Annotated in this window: 19 protein-coding genes; 6 read left to right on the top strand and 13 right to left on the bottom strand. The window is 72.3% G+C overall.

What is annotated here, in order from left to right:
* Nucleotides 1–38: 38 nt before the first annotated feature.
* Nucleotides 39–662 (bottom strand): mycothiol-dependent nitroreductase Rv2466c family protein, encoded by a 624-nt coding sequence (locus V1633_RS05445; protein WP_331213047.1) that lies wholly within the window; start codon nt 660–662, stop codon nt 39–41.
* A 109-nt stretch (nt 663–771) separates the two neighbouring features.
* On the opposite strand from V1633_RS05445, the gene pdxR reads away from it, so the two are divergent.
* Nucleotides 772–2199, top strand: a complete 1428-nt coding sequence (gene pdxR, locus V1633_RS05440; protein ID WP_331213046.1) for a MocR-like pyridoxine biosynthesis transcription factor PdxR — start codon at nt 772–774, stop codon at nt 2197–2199.
* Between the two features lie 172 nt (nt 2200–2371).
* Here pdxR and V1633_RS05435 read toward each other — a convergent pair whose 3' ends face one another.
* Nucleotides 2372–4021 carry an MDR family MFS transporter gene (locus V1633_RS05435; protein WP_331213045.1) on the bottom strand — a complete coding sequence of 550 codons (1650 nt, stop codon included), beginning with the start codon at nt 4019–4021 and terminating at the stop codon, nt 2372–2374.
* Entirely contained in the window at nt 4018–4575 is a 558-nt protein-coding gene (locus V1633_RS05430; RefSeq protein WP_331213044.1) for a MarR family winged helix-turn-helix transcriptional regulator, read from the bottom strand. Before V1633_RS05430 ends, V1633_RS05435 begins: the two co-directional genes overlap by 4 nt.
* 107 nt (nt 4576–4682) lie before the next feature.
* Between V1633_RS05430 and V1633_RS05425 the strand changes: the two genes are divergently transcribed.
* The 3 genes from V1633_RS05425 (at nt 4683) to V1633_RS05415 (ending at nt 6187) form a co-directional block, all read left to right on the top strand.
* Nucleotides 4683–5267 (top strand): TetR/AcrR family transcriptional regulator, encoded by a 585-nt coding sequence (locus V1633_RS05425; RefSeq protein WP_331213043.1) that lies wholly within the window; start codon nt 4683–4685, stop codon nt 5265–5267.
* A gap of 74 nt (nt 5268–5341) precedes the next feature.
* Complete coding sequence (locus V1633_RS05420; protein WP_331213042.1) at nt 5342–5935, top strand: TetR/AcrR family transcriptional regulator; 594 nt, start codon at nt 5342–5344, stop codon at nt 5933–5935.
* Nucleotides 5936–5998: 63 nt separating this feature from the next.
* Nucleotides 5999–6187 carry a hypothetical protein gene (locus V1633_RS05415; RefSeq protein ID WP_331213041.1) on the top strand — a complete coding sequence of 63 codons (189 nt, stop codon included), beginning with the start codon at nt 5999–6001 and terminating at the stop codon, nt 6185–6187.
* Nucleotides 6188–6329: 142 nt separating this feature from the next.
* Here V1633_RS05415 and rdgB read toward each other — a convergent pair whose 3' ends face one another.
* From rdgB to V1633_RS05380, 7 genes are all read right to left on the bottom strand, one after another.
* The gene (gene rdgB, locus V1633_RS05410) at nt 6330–6968 is read right to left on the bottom strand and encodes an RdgB/HAM1 family non-canonical purine NTP pyrophosphatase (RefSeq protein WP_331213040.1); all 639 of its coding nucleotides are present in this window, start codon (nt 6966–6968) and stop codon (nt 6330–6332) included.
* Nucleotides 6969–6988: 20 nt separating this feature from the next.
* Nucleotides 6989–7717 carry a ribonuclease PH gene (gene rph / locus V1633_RS05405; RefSeq protein ID WP_331213039.1) on the bottom strand — a complete coding sequence of 243 codons (729 nt, stop codon included), beginning with the start codon at nt 7715–7717 and terminating at the stop codon, nt 6989–6991.
* An 89-nt stretch (nt 7718–7806) separates the two neighbouring features.
* On the bottom strand, nt 7807–8502 hold the full coding sequence (locus tag V1633_RS05400; RefSeq protein WP_331213038.1) for a hypothetical protein: 696 nt from the start codon (nt 8500–8502) through the stop codon (nt 7807–7809).
* A 61-nt stretch (nt 8503–8563) separates the two neighbouring features.
* Nucleotides 8564–9310: an MBL fold metallo-hydrolase gene (locus V1633_RS05395; protein WP_331213037.1), complete on the bottom strand. Its 747-nt coding sequence runs from the start codon at nt 9308–9310 to the stop codon at nt 8564–8566.
* Between the two features lie 436 nt (nt 9311–9746).
* Nucleotides 9747–10712, bottom strand: a complete 966-nt coding sequence (locus V1633_RS05390) for a PLP-dependent cysteine synthase family protein (RefSeq protein ID WP_331213036.1) — start codon at nt 10710–10712, stop codon at nt 9747–9749.
* A 10-nt stretch (nt 10713–10722) separates the two neighbouring features.
* A complete protein-coding gene (locus tag V1633_RS05385) occupies nt 10723–11124 on the bottom strand; it encodes a MoaD/ThiS family protein (RefSeq protein WP_331213035.1) in 402 nt (133 codons plus the stop codon).
* Between the two features lie 86 nt (nt 11125–11210).
* Nucleotides 11211–11699, bottom strand: a complete 489-nt coding sequence (locus tag V1633_RS05380; protein ID WP_331213034.1) for a M67 family metallopeptidase — start codon at nt 11697–11699, stop codon at nt 11211–11213.
* Between the two features lie 185 nt (nt 11700–11884).
* Here V1633_RS05380 and V1633_RS05375 point away from each other — a divergent pair, with 185 nt between their 5' ends.
* A complete protein-coding gene (locus V1633_RS05375; protein WP_331213033.1) occupies nt 11885–12748 on the top strand; it encodes an aldo/keto reductase in 864 nt (287 codons plus the stop codon).
* A gap of 110 nt (nt 12749–12858) precedes the next feature.
* On the opposite strand, the gene V1633_RS05370 is transcribed toward V1633_RS05375, so the two are convergent.
* The 3 genes from V1633_RS05370 to V1633_RS05360 all read right to left on the bottom strand — a co-directional run bounded on the left by V1633_RS05370 (nt 12859) and on the right by V1633_RS05360 (nt 15434).
* The gene (locus V1633_RS05370) at nt 12859–13386 is read right to left on the bottom strand and encodes a DUF2017 domain-containing protein (RefSeq protein ID WP_331213032.1); all 528 of its coding nucleotides are present in this window, start codon (nt 13384–13386) and stop codon (nt 12859–12861) included.
* Nucleotides 13362–13652, bottom strand: coding sequence for an ATP-dependent Clp protease adapter ClpS (clpS, locus tag V1633_RS05365; protein ID WP_331213031.1), 291 nt, complete (start codon nt 13650–13652; stop codon nt 13362–13364). The genes V1633_RS05370 and clpS overlap by 25 nt, the downstream gene beginning before the upstream one ends.
* Before the next feature lie 180 nt (nt 13653–13832).
* Nucleotides 13833–15434: a hypothetical protein gene (locus V1633_RS05360; RefSeq protein WP_331213030.1), complete on the bottom strand. Its 1602-nt coding sequence runs from the start codon at nt 15432–15434 to the stop codon at nt 13833–13835.
* Between the two features lie 198 nt (nt 15435–15632).
* Between V1633_RS05360 and V1633_RS05355 the strand changes: the two genes are divergently transcribed.
* Nucleotides 15633–18311, top strand: coding sequence for a LuxR C-terminal-related transcriptional regulator (locus tag V1633_RS05355; protein WP_331213029.1), 2679 nt, complete (start codon nt 15633–15635; stop codon nt 18309–18311).
* Nucleotides 18312–18333: the final 22 nt, after the last annotated feature.

The raw sequence follows: 18333 nt of genomic DNA, 5'->3' as shown, positions 1-18333 counted from the left end.
CCCTCGATGGAGGTCGGCGCCCTTGATGGAAATCGGCGTCAGCGGAAGTCCGGGTCGCGGTCGCGGGTCCGCTTCAGTTCGAAGAAGCCGTCGGTGCCGGCGACCAGCAGTACGCCGTCCCAGAGCCGGCCGGCGGCCTCGCCCCGGGGCACCGGGCTGACCACCGGACCGAAGAAGGCGGTCCTCGATCCGTCCGGGCCGGGTACGTGGATGACCGGGGTGCCGACCTCCTCCCCGACCGGCTCCATCCCGGCCAGATGGCTGCGTCGGAGGTGCTCGTCGTACTCGGTGGAGTCGGCGGCGTCGGCGAGGTCGACCGCGAGGCCGGTCTCGGACAGCGCGGCGACGTACAGGTCCCGGCCGATCGGGACCCGGTCGTGGTGGCGTCGGGTGCCGAGGGCGGTGTAGAGCGGGTCGAGCACCTCCGGGCCGTACTTCCGCTCGGCGGCGACGGCGACCCGGACCGGCCCCCAGCCCACGTCGAAGAGGTCCCGGTAGATCTGCGGCAGGTCGGTCCGGCCCTCGTTGAGGACCGAGAGGCTCATCACGTGGAACCGCACCTCGACGTCGCGGACCCGCCGCACCTCCAGCAGCCAGCGCGAGGTGATCCAGGCCCACGGGCAGATCGGGTCGAACCACATGTCGACGGTGGTCGGTGCCATCCGGTTTCCCTTCTCCTCAGGTACGTCCGTCAACGGCTACGCTAGGTGAGAGATTGGCCAGGCATAAGTGCCAATTACCGGCAATCTGGTTGGGCCAATTGGAGGTTGAGTGGAGGTCCACATCCGGCTCGTCGGCCGAGGTGATCTGGCCGCCCAGATTTACCGACAGTTACGCGAGGCGGTTCTCGACGGGCGTCTGCGACCCGGGCAACGCCTGCCACCCGGCCGGGACCTCGCGCGGCGACTCGACGTCTCCCGGAACACCGTCGGGGTGGCGTACGACCGGCTCACCGCCGAGGGTTTCCTCGTCGCCCGGGTGGGTTCGGGCACGTACGTCGGCGACCGGCAGCCCGCCACCGCGTCGGGCCCCCGGGCCGCTCCGGCGGGTCGGGGCGTACGTCCCCGCGCCGTCTGGCGGTCGGTTCCGGTCGTGCCCCGGCCCCCCGCGCCGAGGTACGACTTCCGGGTCGGCATGCCGGATGCCCGACTGTTTCCGCTGGAGACCTGGCGTCGGCTGGTCAGCCGCCAACTGCGCGAGGCGACCGTACGGAACACCGGCTACACCGACCCGGTCGGGCATCCCGAGCTGCGGGCGGCGCTCGCCCGACACGTCGGCGTCGCCCGCTCGGTCCGGGCCGGCGCGGACGACATCCTGGTCACGCAGGGCGCGCAGCAGGCGTTCGACCTGGTCGGCCGGGTGTTGCTGGAGCCGGGTGACCGGGTCGCGGTCGAGGAGCCGGGCTATCCGCCGGTCCGCCGGCTCTACCAGACCCTCGGCGCCCGGGTGACCGGAGTCCCGGTCGACGGCGAGGGCCTGGTGGTCAGCGCGCTGCCGCCCGACACCCGGCTGGTCTACGTCACCCCGTCGCACCAGTCCCCGCTGGGCGTACCGATGTCGCTGGCGCGTCGGTCCGCGCTGCTGGACTGGGCCGAGCGACATGACGCCGTGGTCCTCGAGGACGACTACGACAGCGAGTACCGGTTCGCGGGCCGGCCGCTGGAACCTCTGCAGAGCCTGGACCGGCACGGGCGGGTGGTCTACGTCGGGTCGTTCTCCAAGACCCTGCTTCCGATGCTGCGGATCGGTTTCCTGGTGGCCCCGACCTCGCTGCGCCCGGCGCTGTCCGCCGCGAGACAGCTGACCGACTGGCACGGCGACCTGACCACCCAGGGCGCGTTGGCCGACTTCATCAACGAGGGGCAGTTGTCCCGGCACGTCCGCCGGACCAGCCGGGAGTACGCGGCACGCCGTGAGCGGCTCCTGGCCGCGCTCGACCAGCATCTCGCCGACCGGCTGCGGCCGGTACCGTCCGTCGCCGGGCTCCATCTCTGCGCCCGGCCCCTCCCCGGTACGGATCCGGACCTCGCGACGGTGGTCGCCCGGGCGCGGGCGGCCGGGGTCGGGGTGGAGAACCTCACCGACTACTGCGCCAGGCGTCCGGGCCAGGCGGGGCTGGTCCTCGGGTACGGCGGCATCGCACTCGCCGACATCGACGAGGGGATGCGCCGGCTCGCGGCCGGCTTCGCCACCCGCTAGCCGGCCCGCCGCGCTGGCCCGGTGCAGGCCGTCCGGCGGTCCGCCCCGGTGGCGGGTCGGGCGGCACCGGTACGCCGACGCTCTCTTGCCCGAGCCGGGGCGGCCGAGGACGGCGACGGCGCCGCCGATTCGGCTCGAGACCGATCGGCGGCGCCGCGAACGATGTTCCGGGTCAGCGGTGTCCGGAGGCCGTCCGCTCCGGTCCGACCTCCCGGTCCACCACCGCCGGGGCACCGTCGACCGCAGCGGCGCCGGTGGCGGCCGTGGTGGCCGCGTCGGGCAGGTCGAGGCTGGTCCGCAGCGTCACCGGCCTGAGCAGCAGGGCGGCGATCACCCCGACCACCGCGATCGCGGCCGAGATCACGAAGATGTGCCCGGTCGCGTCACCGTAGGCGTCGCGCACGATGTGCTGCACCACGTCCGGCAGCCCGCTGAGGTTGAGGCTGCCCCCGGCGTCGCCGGAGCCCGAGGCGGGGATGCCGGCGGCGGTCAGGTCGGAGGTGATCTGGTCGCTGACCCGGCGGGCGAGCACCGCGCCGAGCACCGAGACGCCGATCGTGCCACCGAGGGACCGGAAGAACGCGACGCTGGAACTGGCCGCCCCGATGTCGCGCAGGGCCACCGTGTTCTGCACCGCGAGCACCAGGTTCTGCATGGTCATGCCGACCCCGACGCCGACCAGGAACATCGCCGCGCTGACGAAGACCAGGGAGGTCCGGTGGTCGATGACCCCGAGCATCAGGAAGCCGCCGACGAGGATCACCGAGCCGACCACGATGTACGGCTTGATCCGGCCGGTCCGGGTGATCAGGCGACCCACCACGATCGAGGCGCCGAGCACGCCGACCATCATCGGGATGGTGAGCAGGCCGGCCTCGGTCGGGCTGTAGCCACGGCCGATCTGGAAGTACTGGCCGAGGAAGACGGCGCCGCCGAACATGGCCATTCCGACGGCGAGGCTGGCGATGATGGCCAGCGCCGTGGTCCGCTCCCGGACGATCTTCAGTGGGACGACCGGCTCCGCGGTCCGGGCCTCGACCAGGACGGCGAGGCCGAGCAGCACCACCGAGACGCCGACCATCGCCCCGGTCTGCCAGGAGATCCAGGCGAACGATCTGTCGACGAACGAGATCCAGACCAGCAGCACGCTGACCCCGGCCGCGATCAGGCCGGCGCCGAGGTAGTCGATCCTGACGTTCTCCCGTCGGATGGTGACCAGGTGCAGGGTGGCCTGGAGCACGAGCAGCGCGATGATCGCGACCGGCACCCCGACGAAGAAGCACCAGCGCCAGCCGAGCCACGAGGTGTCGACGATGACCCCGCCGAGCAGCGGGCCGCCGACGGTGGCGAGCGCCATCACGCCGCCGAGGTAGCCGTTGTACCGGCCGCGCTCACGCGGCGGGATCATCGCGGCGATCACCACCTGGACCAGGGCCTGCAACCCGCCGACGCCGATGCCCTGGAAGGCCCGGGCGGCGATCAGCTGGCCGGCGTTCTGGCTCAGCCCGGCCACCACCGAACCGAGTACGAAGATCACGATGGCGGTCTGTACCAAGGTCTTCTTGTTGAACAGGTCGGCCAGCTTGCCCCAGATCGGGGTGGTCGCGGTCGCGGTGAGCAGGGTGGCGGTGACCACCCAGGTGTACTGGGTCTGCGAGCCGTTCAGCGCGCCGATGATCTGCGGCAGCGCGGTCGAGACGACGGTGCTGCTGAGCATCGCGACGAAGAGCACCAGGAGCAGACCGCTGAGCGCCTCCAGGGTCCGCCGATGGCTCATCGGTTCCGCGTCGGACGCGGTGGTCGTCATGGTGGGTGCGCTCATCGCGCGGCCTCCAGCTTGTTCTGAGAGTTGTTCGGTTCGGGAACGTCGGTACGGACGGGCGGATCGCCGGTCCGGGTCGCTTCGGTGGCGTCGGTGGCTCGGTCGAGGGCGCCCTGGATGTCGGCGGCGAACCGGTCGAGCGCCGCGCCGAACGCCTCGACCTGCGCCGGACTCCACTCGGCGAGGGCGTCCGCGAGCAGATCGCCGTACCACGCCTGGGCTTCGTGCAGCGCGGCCCGACCTGCCGCGGTCAGGGCGAGGAAGCTGGCGCGCCGGTCGGCCGGATCGGCACGGCGTACCACCAGACCCTGGGCGACCAGCGCGGCGACCGCCCGGCTGACGGTCGACGGGTCGAGCCCGGCCTGCTCGGCCAGTTCCTTGGCATGGCAGCCGACCGCCCGGTCGGCCATCTCGTCGAGCCGCATGAGCGTGCCGACCATGCCCAGGGGTACGCCCGGCCGTTCCGTCACGCGCCGCTGCCGGATCAGTCGCACGACCCGGCTCAGGTTCCGCATCCGGTGCACGAGTTCGCCGTGGTGGGCGGGGGTCTTCACGTCGCCTCCCACACAGATTGGTTGTCGCACACAAGCATCTCTCGATCTTGCGCAATGTGCAACTTTGCTCGTTGAGAATAGGATCATCGGGGCGTACTCTGGGTGCGATGGAGACCACGGTGGGGCGTCGCGAACGGAAGAAGGCGGCAACGCGGCAGGCGCTGCACGAGGCCGCACTCCGGCTCGCCGTCGAGCACGGGCCCGACCAGGTCACCGTCGAGGCGATCGCGGACGCCGCCGACGTCTCCCGCCGTACCTTCTCGAACTACTTCGCGAACAAGGAGGAAGCACTCTTCTACGTCGACCTGCTACGGATCCGCAGGCTGGTGGAGCTGGTACACGACCAACCGGCCGACGTACCGCCCTGGGTCGCCCTGACCCGGGCCACCGAACAACTCGTCCGGGAGACCGGCGACGTCGACCCGCTCTGGGTCGCCCAACGCCGGCTGGTCCGCAGCCATCCCAGCCTGGCGGCACACCAGATCGCCGTCTACGGCACCATCGAACGGGAACTGACCACCGAGATCTCCGGCCGGCTGCCGCAGCACCCGGACACTCCGCTACACGCCCAGGTGCTCGCCGCGACCCTGCTCAGCGCCGTACGCGCCGCCATCCAGCACTGGGTCGACCACCCGGAACGGCCGCTCACCGACCTGGTACGCACCGCCCTCGACTACGCGACCACCCACTGACCGGCACCCGCCCGCCCACACCAGCCGGTCGTTTCGCCCGGAGCCCCCACACCGCCATGGACCCTCGATCCGCGATGACGCACACCCGCACCCCCGGCCGGACCGGCCCGCGCCACCCCGGCGACGTCCGCGCCCGCATCCAGCAGGTCGCCCTCGACCTCTTCATCGAGGAGGGATACGACCGCACCTCACTGCGCGAGATCGCCGAACGGGTCGGCGTGACCAAAGCCGCGCTCTACTACCACTTCCCGGCCAAGGAGGACCTCGCGGAGAGCCTGCTCGACGAGCGGATCGCCGCCCTCGACGCGCTGATCGGATGGGCGGAGCAGCAACCCGATCCCGATCGGATGCGGCCGGAGTTCCTCCGGCGGTACACGGCCGGTCTGCACGGTCCCGGGCGGGATGCCCGGATCGCCCGGTTCCTCGGCCGGAATCCGCTGGTCCTCGACCTGCTTCCCGCCGGCCGACAGCTCCGCGACCGGATCGACCGGATGTTCGCCCTGCTCGGCGGACCGGACCCGTCGCCGACCGCCCGTCTCCGCCGGATCCTCGCCCTGCTCTGTCTGCACCTCGACGATCTGCTCCCGGCCGAGCCGGCCCGGGACGAGCCCGCCCGCCGGGACGCCGCCCTGACCCTCGCCCTCGAAACCCTCCAGACCCGGGGTTGAGGCGCGCAGGGCGAGCAGGAGGATGACCGCTGGCGGCTTGAGGTACGGGACGACACCGTCTACGTGACCCGCCACCAGGCCGAACCGGAGTACGACGACCTCGACCCGGCGCCCCTCGAGGAGTGGGGCGACGCCCAGTGGGCGGAGTACGCGGCCCGTACCAGGCACAACGTCACGTTCCGGGTACGCGCCGGCGGAGCGTCCGAGGTGGAGCCGACGGACGGGCTGCGCTTCGACCCGGTGGACGGTTGAGCCGACCGGCCCGACGCCCCGGCGTGTCGGACGGTATCGGCACACCGGCACACGGTGCTACCGGTGATCTCCAGCACGGACGTCACCGACGGCGGCGCGAACCGGTACGGGAACCCGTCGACGGCGTGAGGGCACCGGTCGGCTACCGGTTCGCCCAGCCTCCGCCGTCCCCGACCGACAGGGTCTTGGCGATCACCTTGGCGAGCGCGCGGAGCGCCTTGCCCCGGTGACTGATCGCGTCCTTCTCCTCCGGCGTCAGCTCCGCGTTGGTCCGGTCCTGCCCCTCGGCGAGGAAGATCGGGTCGTACCCGAACCCGCCCTCGCCGCGCGGGGCGCGCAGCAGCCGACCGGCCTGCCGGCCCTCGACCAGGTGCTCCTTGCCGCCGGGCAGCACCAGGGCCGCCGCGCAGACGAAGGCCGCTCCCCGGTGCTGGTCCGGTACGTCCCCGATCTGCGCCAGCACCAGTTCCAGGTTGGCCCGGTCGTCGCCGTGCCGGCCCGACCAGCGGGCGCTGAACACGCCCGGCATGCCGCTCAGCGCGTCGACCGCGAGGCCGGAGTCGTCGGCGATCGTCGGCAGACCCGTCCACTTCACGCCCTCACGGGCCTTCAGCAGCGCGTTCTCCCCGAAGGTCAGCCCGCTCTCCGGGACCTCCTGGTACTCCGCCACGTCGCCCAGCCCGACCAGCTGGATCCGTTGCGCGCCGAGCGCGCCGTCGAGAATCCGCTGCAGCTCGATCAGTTTCTTGGCGTTACGGGTCGCCAACAGCACCTTGGTCATCCGGCCAGTGCCCTCCACCGTCATCCGGCCAGCGCCTTCCGCTGGGCCTCGGTCAGCTCGGCGCAGCCCAGTACGCCGAGGTCGAGCAACGCGTCGAGCTGCTCCCGGGCGAAGACACCGGCCTCACCCGTACCCTGCACCTCGACGAAGTCCCCGGTGCCGGTGCAGACCACGTTCATGTCCACCTCGGCCGCCACGTCCTCCAGGTAGTTCAGGTCCAGCCGGGGCTCGCCCTCGATGATCCCGACGCTCACCGCCGCGATCGACCGGTGCATCACCTTGTCCGGCTTGCCGGCCAGCGCCTTCCGGTCGGCCAGCCAGCTGACCGCGTCGTGCAACGCGACGTACGCGCCGGTGATCGCGGCGGTCCGGGTGCCGCCGTCGGCCTGGAGCACGTCACAGTCCAGCACGATCGAGTTCTCGCCGAGCGCCTTCAGGTCGATGCAGGCCCGCAGGCTCCGCCCGATCAGCCGGGAGATCTCGTGGGTACGGCCGCCGACCTTGCCCCGGACGCTCTCCCGGTCCGACCGGGTGGTGGTCGAGCGGGGCAGCATCGAGTACTCGGCGGTGACCCAGCCCAGGCCTGAGCCCTTGCGCCAGCGCGGCACCCCCTCGGTGACGCTGGCCGTGCAGAGCACCCGGGTGTCGCCGAAGTCGACGAGCACCGAACCCTCCGGATGCATGCTCCAGCCACGGGTCAGGGTCACCGGTCGGAGTTGGTCGGGCCGCCGCCCGTCAGGTCGCGCCATGCCCGCAGCCTATGCGTTGACGGGATCGCGCCGACCGAGGGTGTCCCGGTGCCCGTACGCCGGCATCCGTGCCGGTACGGTCGGACGGCTCAGTCGGCGGACTCACGGATCTCGGTCTGCAGCTCCCACCGCCGGTCATCATAGTTGTCGGGGGCGTTGCCCCACAGGGCGTGCGCCGAGACCACCTCGCCCTCCACCTGCCACTCGAAGACGCACAGTTTGTTCCGATCCAGGTCCGCCGCGTCGGCCAGGCACTCCTGAACGTCCTGGAGCGTCATGTTCGTCATCCCGTTGTCGGTGAGCCACTTGTGGATCTTCTCGCCGGGTTTGACCGGGCAGACCCCCTTCTCGCAGAGCAGGTAGTAGGTCACGGACAACGAGCCGGCAGCGCCACGGATCACGGGCTCGTCGACCGTGAACCCCTCCGGCACGCCGAGGTCGTCGAAGATCTGCATGCGGTGGTCCCGCTCCTGCTGCTGGTTCCAGTAGAACCAGCCGTAGTAGCCGCCGCCTCCGCCGCAGCAGAGCAGGGCCAGCAGGCCGAACACCGAGAGGACGACGACCCAGGCCCGGCCCTTGCCCTTCTTCGGCGGTGCCGAATGCGGGCCGGGCGGGCCGAACCCACCGGGCGGACCGGACGGATGCGGGCCCGCCGGCGGATGGCCGCCCGGGGCGCCGTACCCGGACGGGTACCGGCCGGGTGACGGCTGCGCCGGCGGGTACGAGCCGGACGGGAACTGGCCGTGCGGAAACGGGTTCGGCGGTCCGGAGGAGGGGTGACTCACCCGGCGAATGGTAGGCGGCGGTTCCTCGCCGTGGGGGGCGGAAGATCACCCGGCGGAACGGTCAGATCTCGTACCGGCAGCCGGGCCGGACCACCTCGACCGGGCCGGCGAACGCGGAGAGCGCCGCCTCGTGCGTCATCGCCTCGCTCCCCCAGGCCGCGACCAGATGGGTGAGCAGCAGTCGGCCCACCTCCGCCTTGGTCGCGATCTCCCCCGCCTCCCGGCCGGTCAGGTGCAGGTCCGGCGGATTGTCCACGCCGTCCAGGTAACTGGCCTCGCAGAGGAACAGGTCGGCGCGGTGGGCCAGTCGGAGCAGCGACTCGCAGGGGGCGGTGTCCGACGAGTAGCAGAGGCTGCGACCGCCGTGCTCCAGCCGTACGCCGTAGGTCTCGACCGGATGGTTGACCCGGTCGACGGTGACCTCGAACGGCCCGATCGGGAACGTGCCCGGCTGCAGGCCGTAGAAGGTGTAGACGTCGTCGAGCACCCCCTCGTCCAGGCTGTACGCGTTGGCGAGCCGGTCCGGGGCACCGCCCGGCGCGTAGACCGGCAGCGGTGGATAGGGACCGTCGGGGGCGTACCGACGGACCACGATGTACGGCACCGCGTCGAGGATGTGGTCGCCGTGCAGGTGGGTGAGGAGGATCGCGTCCACCACGTTCAGCCCGACGTAACGCTGCAGGGCGGAGAGCGAGCCGGAGCCGAAATCGAGCAGCAGCCGGAAGCCCTCCGCCTCGACGAGGTAGGCCGAGCAGGCCGCCTCCGGACCGGGAAAACTGCCAGCGCAGCCGAGAATGGTCAATCGCATCCGGTCGCCCCGTCATCACTGATGGTCACGGACAGACGGTCAGCCGAGGCGCGGGCGATCATCGCCGAAACGTCTGTCACGGTGCGCAGCCTACGCCGCGACACCTGGGCACAAGAAAGATCTCGTGACCTTTGTCGCCAACGTGACACCGGGTCGTGACGACCTCGTCCGGTACGAACCAGGTCGCCGCAATCAGCCGTACCGTTACGTTCCGTCACCTTCGTAGAGATGTCGGCCGACCGCGGCCCGCGGCCACAGACAGCACCAGCAGTAGGGGCTGTTCACCCTTCGCCCGGGCGTCCCGAGTGAGCCCGACCAGTTCGTCGACGAGCGGCGGCGGTGTATTGGTTGGGGGCCGGATCGCCCGCGACGGGATCGAGCCTGACCGCCCGGAGCGGATGATGCGGCCCCCAACCCAGACCCACCCCGGGCCGGGTCAGGCCCAGAGTTGGCCTTCCAGAGCCTCCTCCGCGTCGGCGAGGGTGCCGCCGTACGCGCCGGTGGAGAGGTATTTCCAGCCGCCGTCGGCGACCACGAACGCCACGTCGGCCCGCCGGCCGGCCTTGACCGCCTCGTGCGCCACGGCCAGTGCGGCGTGCAGGATCGCCCCGGTGGAGAAGCCGGCGAAGATCCCCTCCACCTCGACCAACTGTCGGGTACGCAGCACCGCGTCCCGGGTACCGACCGAGAAGCGCCGGGTCAGCACGCTGGCGTCGTACAGCTCGGGAACGTAGCCCTCGTCGATGTTGCGCAGGCCGTAGACCAGTTCGCCGTACCGGGGCTCGGCGGCGATGATCTCGATCTCCTCGACCTTCTCCCGCAGGAACCGCCCGGTCCCCATCAGGGTGCCGGTGGTGCCCAGCCCGGCCACGAAGTGCGTGATCGACGGCAGGTCGTGCAGCAGCTCCGGCCCGGTCGTCTCGTAGTGCGCCCGGGCGTTGGCCTGGTTGCCGTACTGGAAGAGCATCACCCAGTCCGGGTGCTCGGCGGCGATCTGCTTCGCGGTCGCCACCGCCTGGTTGGAGCCGCCGGCGGCCGGCGAGAAGATGATCTCCGCGCCGTACATCCGGAGCAGCTGCACCCGCTCGGTCGAGACGTTCTCCGGCATCACGCAGACCAGCCGGTAGCCGCGCAGCTTCGCCACCATGGCCAGCGAGATCCCGGTGTTGCCGCTGGTCGGCTCGAGGATGGTGTCACCCGGGCGGAGCTTGCCGGCCCGCTCCGCCGCCCGCACCATGAACAGCGCGGCCCGGTCCTTGATGCTGCCGGTCGGGTTCCGGTCCTCCAGCTTCGCCCAGAGCCGCACCGGCGGTGCCCCTTCGGGCACCGTCGGCGACAGGCGGGGCAGCCCCACCAGCGGAGTACCGCCGCACGCGTCGAGCAGGCTCTCGTACCGCGTCATGGCGGCCTGCTCAGCGGGCCGGGGCCGCGGAACCGTGCCCGGCGACCGCCGCCGCTGCGGCGGCACCGTGCCCGGCGACCGCCGCCGCTGCGGCGGCACCGTGCCCGATGATCGCCGCGGCGGCGGCGAGGCCGAACGCGCCACCCGCGACGGCCGGCAGGATGGTCACCGTGTCCCCGTCGGAGAGCTTCGCGTCGAGCGAGCCGAGGAACCGGACGTCCTCGTCGTTGACGTAGACGTTGACAAAACGGTGCAGCGCACCCTGGTCGGTGATCAGCCGGCCGCGCAGGCCGGAGTACTTGGCGTCCAGGTCGGACAGGAGGTCGCTGAGCGAGTCGCCCGACCCCTCGACGACCTTGGCGCCGCCGGTGTAGCTGCGCAGGATGGTGGGGATGCGAACTTCGATGGCCATGATGACATGCTCCTTGTGACGAACGGAGTCTGGGAACGACGGAGTCAGGGGAACGGACTACGGAACGGCTGCCGGATCCCGGAGGATCAGCTGCCGGAACACTCGTAGTCGACCGTCGTCGGGCTCTGCCCGAACATGTACGACTGGACCGCGTCCGGGTCCACGGTGGCGTCGACGACCCGGACCGGCTCCTCGGTCACCACACCGTCCACGATCCGGAACGAACGGATCTCCTCGGTCTCCGGATCACGCGTCGAGACGAGCAGGTAGTGCGCGCCCGGCTCGCCGGCGAAGGAGATGTCGGTGCGGGACGGGTACGCCTCGGTCGCGGTGTGCGAGTGGTAGATGACCACCGGCTCCTCGTCGCGGTCGTCCATCTCCCGCCACAACCGCAACTGCTCCATCGAGTCGAACTCGTAGAACGTCATCGAGCGGGCGGCGTTCACCATCGGGATGTGCCGGGTCGGGGTGTCGGAACCCACCGGTCCGGCGACCACGCCGCACGCCTCGTCCGGATGGTCCCGGCGGGCGTGCGCGACGATCGCCTCGACTATCGACCGGTCGATGCTCAGCACGACGCCCAGCCTACCGCCTGTCGGGCCGCCCGCGCCCGGGCCGTCTCGGCCCCCGGGAGTGGCCGACCTCACCCCGCGGCCCCGGCCGTCGGGGTCACCGTGTGGGAAAAAGGGAAAGTTGACATTCGGGGTTCCGGGCCCGGCGCAGAGTGGGTCGGGACGCCCGAGGCTAAGGAGGCAGCGCGATGAAACACCGCCGCATCGGTACCACCGAGGTGAGCGCGATCGGACTCGGCGGTATGCCGATGTCCATCGAGGGGCGCCCGGACGAGGAGCGCTCCATCCGTACCATCCACGCGGCGCTCGACGCGGGAGTCACCCTGATCGACACCGCGGACGCCTACCACCTGTACGCGAACGAGGTGGGACACAACGAGTCGCTGATCGCGCGGGCGCTGGCCGGCTACGGCGGGGACACCTCCGCGGTGCTGGTCGCCACGAAGGGCGGACACCTGCGTCCCGGCGACGGCAGCTGGACCGTCGACGGCTCCCCGGAGCACATCAGGGCCGCCTGCGACGCGTCGCTGAAGCGGCTCGGGGTGGAGGCGATCGGGCTCTACCAGCAGCACCGGCCCGACCCGAAGGTCCCGTACGCCGACTCGATCGGCGCGGTCCGGGACCTGGTCGACGCCGGCAAGGTCCGGATGGCCGGCATCTCCAACGCCGACCCGGACCAGATCCGCCAGGCCCGGGAGATCCTCGGTGACCGGCTGGTCTCGGTGCAGAACCAGTACTCCCCGGCGTTCCGTTCCTCGGAGCCGGAGCTGGAACTCTGCGACGAGCTGGGGCTGGCGTTCCTGCCCTGGTCGCCGCTGGGCGGCATCGCCCAGGCCGGTGAGCTGGGCAGCCGGTTCGCCCCGTTCGCGGAGGTGGCCGCCGCCCGTGGGGTGAGCCCGCAGCAGGTCTGCCTGGCCTGGATGCTGGCCAAGTCGCCGGTGGTCGTCCCGATCCCGGGCGCCAGCCGGCCGGAGACCATCCGCGACTCGGTGGCTGCCGCCGACCTCACCCTGGACGACGCCGAACTGGCGGCTCTGGACCACACCGCCTGAGGTGCAAGGAAGGGCCCCCTGTTATCGCATTTGGTTGTAGAGGGGGCCCTTCCTCACCGCTCAGCGGCTCCGGGACAACCGACCGCTCGGTGGCTCAGACCCCTGACCGCTCAGCGGTCGGTGATCAACGCTCGGAGCAGGGACTCCTGCAGGTAGCCGAGATAGGCGTAGACGGAGAGCTGGAAGACCCGGGGCGACGTCGGGTCGTGCAGCACCGCGTCGTCGAGTTCGTCGCCGAGGTCGGTGTCCGCGGAGATGTCGAGGCGTACCCCCATCGCCAGCCGGGCGTCGTTGAGGGCCCGTAGCCACGCCTCGGCCGCCTCGCCGTCCAGGCGTACCTCCCCGCCGGTGACCGGGGGCAGTGCCGCCAGTACGGCACCCGCCTGATCGACCTTGCCGGTCTTCAGATCGCCCTCGGTGTACCGCCGGAACTCCGCCGACTCCTCCGGATCCTCCGGGTAGGTGTCCGGGAAGAGCCGCCCGACGACCGGGTCGGAGTGGTCGAAGCCGTCGGTGAGCAGCCCCACCACCTCGGAGGCGACCTTACGGAGCACCCGTACCTCGTCGGCGGCGAAGGTCGCCACGCAGTGCTCGCCCTGCCGGCGGAAGGTGCTCACGCGCGCTCCACGGTCGCCCACAGCCCGTACGCGTGCAGCCGGGACGCGTCGTGCTCCATCCGCTCCCGGGCCCCGCTGGAGACCACGGCCTTGCCCTTGTGGTGCACGTCGAGCATCAGCTTCTCGGCCTTCTCGTGGCTGTAGCCGAAGAGTTTCTGGAACACCCAGGTCACGTACGACATCAGGTTGACCGGGTCGTCCCAGACGATCGTCACCCATGCCCGGTCGGTGACCGGCACCTCGTCGGTGTCCGGCGTTTCGACCGGTGCAACCTGTGGAGCCGCCATGCCCCCCATCGTGCCACCGTCGCCGCCGAACCGGAGAATCGACGCGGGGCCACGCCGCGACACCCCGCCGCCGGCCGCCCGAACGACCAGCCGGCCATCCGGTCGTACCCCGCCGCCGGCCGCCCGAACGACCAGCCGGCGGTCCCGCCACGCCTCGCCGTCAACCACCGAACCGGCCGGTCAGCCGCGCAGCCGACCGTGCCGGATCGCGTCGGTCAGTACCGCCGCGAGCGCCCCGCGGACCGCCTCGAACCGACGGGACACCTCCCGGGACAGTTCCAGTTCGATCTCCCGGAGCGCCCGCTGCAGCCAGGAGCGGGCGCGGCCCGGTTCGGCGTGTCGCGGCTCCCGCCAGTACCCGTAGCACTCCGCGCCCAGGCCGATGCCGAGCGGCGGCAGGATCGCGGCGGCCGTGCAGCCGGGATAGCTCGCGGGCGCGTGGGCCGTGCCCGCGCCGTCGGCCGGCTCGACCTCCCCGGTCTCCCGGAGCAGCAGCGCACCAGGAGACTCGCCGGCACCGGCCCGGTCGGCCAGCGCCTGGCCGACCGCGGCGGCGGCACGCAGCCGTACGCCGTCGTCCGGCTCCTCGCCGAAGACCAGCCTGAGCGACTCACCGAGGATCCGGTCCACCTCCGCGTCACAGGCCGCCATCACGTCCAACGCCAGCGCCTCGACCTCACGGTCCAGGAAGCCGGGAAGCCCGGCGACGCCGGTCCCGTCGACGATCCCCTGTACGCCACGCAGGTGGATGTTCGCCGCCTCCAGCGCGATCTCCCGGCGGAGCCGGTGCACGCAGGTACGAATCCGGCGGTCCAGCAGGTCCGCCCAACCGGTGCCGGACGCCTCCGGAGCCACCGGGACGGTACGACCGAAGCCGGGCACGACCGGCGGAACCCGGCTCGCCCGGCGCAACCCTTCCGCGCTGGCCCAGTCGATCAGCGCCCGTCGCAGGTAGGCGGGGTCGGTCGGGTCCAGGTCGAGCCAGGGCAGCCCGGCGAGCGCCGGTACCTGGTCGACCAGTTCGGCCCGCCGCCGGTCGACCCCGTCCCAGTACGCCGCCGCACCGGCAGCGCCGTCAGCCGGACCACCGCCGGGGAGGTCGCGGGGCCCGTCCAGGTCGACCGTGCCCGCACCGACCCCGTCCGGGGCCTCGTCCTCCTCCGGAGTCTCGTCCTCGTCCGCGTCCGGGATCCCGTCCGCGTCCGGGTCGGCGGACGACCAGCCGCCGTCCCCGCCCGGGGTGCCGACCAGGAAGATGGCCGCCTCCCCGGCCACCTCGCCGAGCAGTTCGACATCGGCCGCGGTGACCCGGTGGCCCGCCGGAAGCACGAACAGCAGGGCCCCGCCGCGCCGGACGGCGTCCCGGACGATCCGCCGCCCGGCCACCCCCAGCGTGTCCGGGTCCGGCGTGTTGACCAGGTGGAAGTGCCGTAGCAGCGGCTCGGGCCCGGCCAGGTCGATCCGGCGTGGCGGGCGGCCCGGCGCCCCGCCGACAAGGCCGGGCACCTGGACGGCGACATCGAGGTCCGGGCCGTACCGGAACACCAGGAAGCTCTCCGGTGGCATCCGCAACGCCGACGGCCTGATCCCCAGCAGGCCGGCGAGGACCGCCCGGCGGTCGGCACCGGCCGGGCCGACGGCGACCACCGCGAGCGGCTCGTCGGGGGCGGGCGGCATCGCCGGGTGCGCGCGCAGCACCGTCCGGCGTACGGCGAAGTCGCCGACCGGTTCCGGCGCTCCGCCGGAGCGTTCCGGCACTCCGACGGGGTGTGGCGGCTTCATCGGCGCTCCCACCTTCCGATCGCCCGATCCGCTCTCGGCGGTCCGGCCGATGCGACATCCATCCGGATGTCGGAACGCTATGTGTCGATGCCCGCACGCTGCGAGCATCCACGGTACTCATTGCCTCGCCGATGAACTACTCAAATTCAATCAGTCACGGAACGCGCGCAGATGGCATCCGGTCTATATGCTGCCCCGATGGGGCGGTGGAGGTTCGTTGGCCGGACGGATGAACTCAGCCGGCTGGTGAACGCCGCCACCAGCCCGGGAGGCCGTGGCCTCTTCGTCAGCGGCACGGCCGGCGTCGGCAAGAGCCGGCTGCTCGCCCAGAGCCTGGAACAGCTGCCCGCCTTGGGCTGCGCGGTCTGGTCCGCGTCGGCCAACATCGCCACCGCCGGCATCCCGTTCGGCGGCCTGGCCCAGGTGCTGCCGGCCGACCAGCCGGCCGGCCTCACCCCGGCCGGGACGATGCGGTGGGCCGTCGAAGCGCTGCACCAGCAGGCGGCGGGCCGGCGGATCGTGATCGGCATCGACGACGCCCACCTGCTCGACCCCTCCTCGGCCGCGCTGGTCTATCTCATCGCCCGCTCCGACAACGCCACCGTGCTGGGCACGCTGCGCAGCGGCGAGCCGGTGCCGCTGCCGATCCGGGCGCTGTGGACCGACGACCTGGTGGACCACGCCGAACTCGACCCGCTCAGCCTGGCCGAGACCGACGAACTGTTGACCGCGATGCTCGGCGAGCCGGTCGACGCCCCGTCGGTCGACCGGCTCCACCGGCTCTCCGCCGGCAACGCGCTGCTGCTCCGTGAGCTGGTCATCGCGGCGCACGCCAGCGACGAGCTGAGCCGGACGTACGGGGTGTGGCGGTGGACCGGTCGCAGCCACCTGCCGCCCAGCCTCGACGACCTGGTCGACGCCCGGATCGGCCAGCTGGAGCAGGGCGTACGCGCGGTGGTCGAGCTGGTGGCGATGGGCGAGCCGATCGGGCTGGCCCTGCTCCACCGGGCGACCGACAGCTCCGACGTGGAGGTCGCCGAGGAGCGGGGACTGATCCGGGTCGTCACCCACGACCGCCGCTCCGACGTACGCCTCGCCCACCCGCTCTACGGCGAGGTGGTCCGGCGTCGCTGCCCGGTGACCCGGGCCCGCCGGCTCAGCGCCCAGCTCGCCGACCTGGTGGAGGCGGTCGGCACCCGGCGCCGCGACGACCTGCTCCGGGTCGCGGTGTGGCGACTCGACTCGGGCACCGCCCAGGATCCGGCCCTGCTGCTGAAGGCCGGCGCGCAGGCGTTCAGCCAGTTCGACGTACCGCTGGCCGCGCGGCTGGCCGGGGCCGCACTGGACACCGGCGGCGGCTACCAGGCCGCCGAACTGCTCGCCACCATCCTGATGTTCGGCGACCGGGCCGCCGAGGCGGTCGGTGTGCTCGACGCGGTCACCGACCAGCTCACCTCGGAGACCCGCCGGGCCCGCTGGCTGACCGTACGCGGCATGGTCTCCTACTGGGGGCTCAACCGGGAGTCCACGGTGGCCGAGATCGCCGCGGACGCGCAGCGGCTCACCGATCCGGCGAACCGCGCCCGGGTGGTCGCCTTCGAGGCGATCATGAGGTTGCACCGGCTGGAGTGTGCCGAGGCGCTGCGGCTGAGCCGTTCCGTGCTGGACCGGCCGGCCGCCACCGTCGCCGCCCGGGGGCTGGCCCGGTGCACCATCGCCCACCTGCAGGCCGCCCGGGGTGAGCTGACGCTGAGCGGCCGGGCGGTGGAAGGGGTCGCGGCCGAGGCCGCGCAGTGGCGGGCCGACATGCCGTACCTGCAGCTCGCCCTGGAACTGGCCCGGGGCACCCGGCTCGCGCTCGCCGGCGACCTGGCCGGCATCGACGCCATCGTCGCCGCCGAGTTCGCCGACCTGGCCGACGCGGGTGACTTCCGGCTCGGCTCCGGCTATCTCTCCATTCTGCGGGCGCAGGCGGCACGGCTGCGGGGCCAGACCGGCGAGGCGCTGCGGACCAGCCTCGGCGCCTGTGCCGTCCTCGCCACCAGCCAGGTCTTCGCCGGCCTGGCCCACGCCGAGCGGGCCCAGGCGGCGGCGATGCGCGGCGACGTGGACTCCGCCGTCGAGGCGGTCGCCGAATCGGACCGGGCGCACACCTCCGGGATGGCGATCCTCTACCCCTGGCTCGAACAGGCCCGGGCCACCGTCCAGGCGGCCACCGGGGATCTCGCCGGGGCGGTCGCCCTGCTCCGTGATCTGGTGCACCGGCTGCAGGGCGACGGGTTCGCCGGGCACGAGGTGCTGGCCCTGCACGACCTGGTCCGGCTCGGCCGGGCCGACCTGGAGATCGGCGAGCCGACGGTCACCGGCCGGCGGCAGAGCGTGGCACAGCGGCTCTCCGAGTTGAGCGAGAGCGTCGACGGGCCGCTGCCGTCCCTGATGGCCCGACACGCCCGGGCCGAGTACGCCCACTCCGGTGACCAGTTGCTCGCCGTCGCCGACGCGTTCGCCGAACTCGAACTGAACGTCTTCGCCGCCGAGGCGACCAGCCGGGCGGTCTCCCGGCTGCGCGCGGCCCGGTCGGTCCGGTCCCACGAGGCGAACCTCCGGCTCGCCGAACTGCTGCGCCGCTGTGACGTGGTCCGGACCCCCGCGCTGGTCGTGCGGCAACCGGCGCTGACCGACCGGGAGCGGCAGATCGCCCGACTGGCCGCCCGGGGTCTGGCCAGCCGCAACATCGCCGAGCAGCTCTACATCTCGACCCGGACGGTGGAGAACCACCTGCAGCGGGTCTACAACAAGCTCGGCGTGACCGGACGTGGCGAGTTGTGGCCGGTGCTGCGTTCGATGCCCGAGCCGGAGGCCGACCCCGACCGGTGACCGACACCGCTCGACCGGGCAC

The sequence above is a fragment of the Plantactinospora sonchi genome (genome assembly GCF_036422035.1).
GTDB lineage: Bacteria > Actinomycetota > Actinomycetes > Mycobacteriales > Micromonosporaceae > Plantactinospora > Plantactinospora sonchi.
This window is presented reverse-complemented; position numbering and strand designations above follow the sequence as displayed.

What these genes read in the sequence shown, in the direction of transcription:
- rph (WP_331213039.1), bottom strand. Translation starts at nt 7,717, where the DNA reads ATGGCGCGACCTGACGGGCGGCGGCCCGACCAACTCCGACCGGTGACC.
- clpS (WP_331213031.1), bottom strand. Translation starts at nt 13,652, where the DNA reads ATGGCGGCTCCACAGGTTGCACCGGTCGAAACGCCGGACACCGACGAG.
- rdgB (WP_331213040.1), bottom strand. Translation starts at nt 6,968, where the DNA reads ATGACCAAGGTGCTGTTGGCGACCCGTAACGCCAAGAAACTGATCGAG.
- V1633_RS05390 (WP_331213036.1), bottom strand. Translation starts at nt 10,712, where the DNA reads ATGACGCGGTACGAGAGCCTGCTCGACGCGTGCGGCGGTACTCCGCTG.
- V1633_RS05355 (WP_331213029.1), top strand. Translation starts at nt 15,633, where the DNA reads ATGGGGCGGTGGAGGTTCGTTGGCCGGACGGATGAACTCAGCCGGCTG.
- V1633_RS05425 (WP_331213043.1), top strand. Translation starts at nt 4,683, where the DNA reads ATGGAGACCACGGTGGGGCGTCGCGAACGGAAGAAGGCGGCAACGCGG.
- V1633_RS05360 (WP_331213030.1), bottom strand. Translation starts at nt 15,434, where the DNA reads ATGAAGCCGCCACACCCCGTCGGAGTGCCGGAACGCTCCGGCGGAGCG.
- V1633_RS05435 (WP_331213045.1), bottom strand. Translation starts at nt 4,021, where the DNA reads ATGAGCGCACCCACCATGACGACCACCGCGTCCGACGCGGAACCGATG.
- V1633_RS05385 (WP_331213035.1), bottom strand. Translation starts at nt 11,124, where the DNA reads ATGGCCATCGAAGTTCGCATCCCCACCATCCTGCGCAGCTACACCGGC.
- V1633_RS05375 (WP_331213033.1), top strand. Translation starts at nt 11,885, where the DNA reads ATGAAACACCGCCGCATCGGTACCACCGAGGTGAGCGCGATCGGACTC.
- V1633_RS05395 (WP_331213037.1), bottom strand. Translation starts at nt 9,310, where the DNA reads ATGCGATTGACCATTCTCGGCTGCGCTGGCAGTTTTCCCGGTCCGGAG.
- V1633_RS05420 (WP_331213042.1), top strand. Translation starts at nt 5,342, where the DNA reads ATGACGCACACCCGCACCCCCGGCCGGACCGGCCCGCGCCACCCCGGC.
- V1633_RS05445 (WP_331213047.1), bottom strand. Translation starts at nt 662, where the DNA reads ATGGCACCGACCACCGTCGACATGTGGTTCGACCCGATCTGCCCGTGG.